This window comes from Hydrocoleum sp. CS-953, from assembly GCF_002260545.1.
In the GTDB taxonomy this organism is placed as follows: Bacteria; Cyanobacteriota; Cyanobacteriia; order Cyanobacteriales; family Microcoleaceae; genus Trichodesmium.
In genome coordinates, this window is sequence record NZ_LGSU01000590.1 from 1 (window position 1) to 3,758 (window position 3,758).

3 protein-coding genes are annotated in these 3,758 nt (G+C 33.4%); all 3 read left to right on the top strand.

Translation table 11 applies throughout. The features are described from left to right. The first annotated feature begins 126 nt into the window (after positions 1-126). On the top strand, positions 127-2,280 hold the full coding sequence (locus tag AFK68_RS06465; RefSeq protein ID WP_094672062.1) for a hypothetical protein: 2,154 nt from the start codon (positions 127-129) through the stop codon (positions 2,278-2,280). Positions 2,281-2,829: 549 nt separating this feature from the next. Then, positions 2,830-2,955: a hypothetical protein gene (locus AFK68_RS43320; protein WP_256386500.1), complete on the top strand. Its 126-nt coding sequence runs from the start codon at positions 2,830-2,832 to the stop codon at positions 2,953-2,955. 598 nt (positions 2,956-3,553) lie between these two features. Then, positions 3,554-3,758 (top strand): VCBS repeat-containing protein (locus tag AFK68_RS06470; RefSeq protein WP_143437626.1); only part of this gene is annotated, 205 nt, incomplete at its 3' end.

Below are 3,758 nucleotides of genomic sequence, written 5' to 3' on the forward strand. Positions count from 1 at the left end.
CCCCATCTCCCCATCTCCCCATCTCCCCATCTCCCAAACATATTTGATATTAGCGGAAGGGTTTGAAGACCAAACCCCTACAGATTATTTTTATTTATCAGTATTTAAGTGAATTAGTATTAGGAAATGGAAAATATTGAAATTCACGAGTTCAGCACAGGCATAATTCCTGAAATATTATCTGATGGTAAATGGATTTCCAGAGGATTTAAAGTAGGGGAATATATGAATTTAACTTTACCTCAAGTTCCCCACTCTATAGGAAGAGTAATTGCTAATAAAGGTTTTGAAGTAGGCAAAGACCGTAATAGTAAAAAACCTACTTTTGTGGGGCGGGTTGTGTTGAGTATGAGTAGTGAAGAACCAGATTATTCAGTAGTTGCTGTAGTAATATCTGGGCAAGATGAATATGGGCGCTCGACTTCTTTTTATCGTTATTTTTTCTGTGCTGGAAAAGATAATATTTGGCAAATATTAGATTGGATAAATACTCAGCAGCAACAGGGAATTGACCTAATATTTAATCCATATGAAACTAAAGAGATTGGCAAACCAAACCAACATCAAGTTACTAGGAAACCAGAAATAAATTTACCTACAGATTGGCAAAATTGGCTGAATACTCAAACTTTGCCTGTAATAATTCCTAGTGAATTATCTGACTTACAAATTATTAATAAAATGGCTGAATTTAAAGCTAATAGTCAGCCTATATCATGGGTCTATAATGTGGAAGCTGTTGAACGACCAGAACAATTTATAATTATTCATCCTGCTAATCTAGAAGTAGCAGCAAGTCTGACAGAAATACAGACAAAAATGATGGAAATTTCCCCCACGAATGTCTCGAAAAATATAGATGAAGCTGCTATAGAAACGGCAATTAAAGGATTAATTAGTGGTTCTCAAATTAAGCAAGAATGGATAGAAAATTTAATTTTAAAATTACAGGATGGTCAAGTTAGGTCAGAATATTTAAACAATTTATTTGATAATTTGGGAGCGAGTAATGCGGTAAAACAAGGAAATACTAATGTTCAGATGGTTAGGTTATTAACTTTAAGAGCAATTTTTATTCCAGAAACTTTAGCAGAATATCTGCATTGGTTAAATATTAGTGGAGATGGAAAGAAGGAAAATGAAAAGCAAAAAATTTCCCTACAATTACAATCACAACTGAGAAATTATCAAAATTTATTAGAACCATTAATTGTAGCAGGAGCAAATCACGCCTTCTATCAGATATTAGGGAAAAAAATATCTGTTCCTGCCTTTTGTTGGATGTTAAAAACTAAAAGCAGTTTATGGTCAGGATATTCTAGTCAAATAAAACAACAAGTTAGCCACGATTTAGAATATTTAGGAAATAGTTTATTAAATAAAACTCTGAGTCAAGAAAAAAATGAATTACTCTATGGAAATGCAATTTGGAAAAAGCTAATTTCTTGGTTAAAGTCTCGTCGTTATCCCTGCAATTATTATCAACCTTTTGCGGATTTATTTTCTCAACTACCTGATTATGAGTTGGCAGCTTATTTTCATCAAGTTAGTAATGGAAAAGTACCAAAAGAAATTTTCACAACAGGGTTTCCAAAATTAAAGTCTACTTATGAAACAATTATTTTTGGTTTAACTGTTGAAAAGGAATTAGATTTTTCTGACTATATTACTCTATTATTTAGAAAGTACGGACGACCAGTAGCAGTAACTACTCTGGTTATGCTTTCTCATGGTTTATTTTTTGCTTTGGGATATCAGCTAGGTAAGTTTAATAGTGAAAATATTACTGAAGGGGAAACTCTAGAATATCCGCTTTCCTCAGAAGAAATATTAACTGATGTGGAAACAACTACTATGAGTGAAATTCCTATAGAAAAAATGGAAAAAGCACTAGAAAAATTTGCGACTACTAGGAGTGTAATTCAAGAAATTGTCCGAAAACTGGAGGAAGAAATATTAGCTCAAAATTATACCTCAGTTAGAACAGAAGAGGTACGTTTAGAGATTGTTCAAGCAATTAATAAAATTCTCGAAAATGATGTAAAACTTCAGTATTATGAGGTCATAGAAGATGAGTATCTGGGCGATTCAGTTAAATATATGGAAGCTAAAAAACAATGGATAGCAGCGATTTATTCTTATCAGAAAAAGTTTTTTAGTGATGGTTTTGGCTATATAGAACCAGATAAAAAAACGGCAGATAAATTGAAGTGTGATCTGGCGGATTTGTTGAAAATTAATTTACAAATACGACCTCAACGTTGTGGAGAAAAATCATAATTATAGCGATTAGTAATTAGCTATTAGCAGTCAGCTTTCAGCTATCAGAGCAAGTAAAAACTATTGCCTGTAAAAGATTTGACTTTTATGAATGTCCTAACACTTTTTTGTAGTGCTATAATACCATTTCTCAAAAATATTGCTATATCTGATTGGGTGGGGAACTGTGGGAAGTGTGGGAGGTAGTGGGAGAGGAAAAGTAATGAGAAGATGTACGAACGCTCCTAATAATTGTCAAAAACAAACTTTGAATCTTAGCAAATATTTGACTGTTGAAGTATAGCATTACTTTTGGTAATTGGTATAAAACCTCCTAGCTAAAACCTTTTTTCAGGATATATAGCAAAATTTTTTAATTTTGTATTACCACACTTGATAAATTAAGTTTTAGCTTAAGAATTACAAGGGTTGAAGATTAATTATCGCAGAGGTCTAATGAATTAGCTGATAGCTGACGGCTAAATGCTTAGACTGCTATAATAATTTAAAAGGTAATATCGGGAAAAATATTCTATGAAACCTGCCTAAATTTTTAACTTTATAATTAATATGAATCCAATAACTAAACCAACAGAAAAATCCTCTGATTTATCACCAACTTCTGATTTGCCAAAAAGCTTACCAGATCATACTCAACTTCCTGACAAGGATGATAACATCGCTACTTTAATCTGAAAAGAGCGATTCGCCTAACCCATTACTAACCGAAAACCAATACCGTTGACATGGTAGGTTTGCCTATTCCTAACAGGATTTATCAACTGGTTCCGTTCTACTGAACTTACCCAAACTTACCCAAAATGCGATTTTGAGTTTTGGAGTCTAGCTTCCTGCTTCTATGAGAATCACTGACCGCAGTCTGTAACCTTCTTCTCTCCACAGGCCTTGAAAAAGGTATTGTAGTATGCCTGTGGTGCGGAATGTGGGTTAAAGGTTAAATTTTATTAATTAAGAAAGAAAACAACTGTTGAATATATAAAAAATATATAAAATTATAGTTGAGAGAGGTTTATAGTTGTGTGAGGCGAAAAACAAGTATGACAAACCTCCTAATATCATTCTCGGGGTTGCACAAGGGAAATAGAGATAATTTACCATGTATAAATACCTAGCAATTCCAGGATTTTAGTAATACTTTTTATGTGACAAATTGACGTGCGAAATGTGGGTTATAAAAAACTTTCTTATCCATCTTCAGGATAAGTCTGATTATAACTATTCAAGCGAACATGATATAATCCATCAATTTTATTTAATTATATGAGGTGAGAAAATGCATGAGAATACAGTTGACTTCAACGGTGATAATCGAACTGATGTTGCTCTTCTGCGACAAGAGCCGGGTTGGAGTACACTGCCTGTAGCTTTTTCAGATACTGATGGCAGCTTTACAATTACCAATGAGCCAATTGGTAATTTTGCCACTTGGGCAACAAGGTCTGGTGTCGAGGTGTTAACGGGTGACTTCAACGGTGATG